This is a genomic window from Mesorhizobium sp. M7A.F.Ca.CA.004.04.2.1 (genome assembly GCF_004022825.1).
Taxonomy (GTDB): domain Bacteria; phylum Pseudomonadota; class Alphaproteobacteria; order Rhizobiales; family Rhizobiaceae; genus Mesorhizobium.
Window position 1 is genome coordinate 1 of sequence record NZ_RZPH01001564.1, and the last position, 805, is coordinate 805.

At 58.9% G+C, this 805-nt stretch carries 1 protein-coding gene and 1 pseudogene; both read left to right on the plus strand.

Going from position 1 to position 805, the window contains the following annotated elements:
- Window positions 1-258: hypothetical protein (locus EN893_RS38475; RefSeq protein WP_164901500.1), on the plus strand; the 258-nt coding region annotated here is incomplete at its 5' end.
- Window positions 255-805 (plus strand): annotated as a pseudogene (locus EN893_RS36160) (hypothetical protein); the annotation flags it as partial. The gene EN893_RS38475 and the pseudogene EN893_RS36160, both read left to right, overlap by 4 nt.

Below are 805 nucleotides of genomic sequence, written 5' to 3' on the forward strand. Positions count from 1 at the left end.
GATGCCGGCTATGTCATGGAAGCCGGCTTTACCGGCGGCAATCCTTTGGCGCCGTTCTCGCGCTTTGTCATCAAGGCTGATCAGTTCGTCGTCACTGACGGAACCAACGACGGCACGCCCCTGGTGTTCGCAAGCGGCGAATTGAAGCTGCAGGTCGCGCGGATCGGCACGGCCATCGTGGAAGAGCTGCAATCCGCCAACGGCAAGCTGGTGATCACCGGCAACGGCACAGAAGCCAAGATCGAACTGTTCGCATGAGCACGCGCGGCTTCATCGGGCTCGACGGCAGCGGCGTGCCGATGGTCAAGATCATGGCCGATGCGTCCTACGATCCTTTGTCGACGCCGGACACGGATTGGGAAAAGCACCGCTTCAATTCGCGCAACACCGAATACAGCTACATCGACGACATCATCATCTGGCCGCGCACGGTCACGACTTACTATCCGGCCGGCTGCAACTCGTCGAACTATGTTCTCAAATGCGAGAGCGGCGGCTTCGTCTTCTGCCACGCGGCGCGGGCAATCGCCTATTACGGCTTCCTGCCGATCATCGAGCATCGCTACATCGATCCGACGAACAACAAGGCCAGGATCTATCGCGACGACACGTTGACCAACGGCAATCCCAATTCGATGGCCAAGGTCAAGCAAAACAGCGGCATTCGGACAACCTCGGCCTATGACAATCTGAACAACCATCCCGACGAGATGGTTTCGCAATTTGGCGCTGTGGCCAGTCCGTATTGCGCCATGTCGATCGTCACCCGCTTTCCCTGCGACCGGGACTATACCGCCCTGTCGAC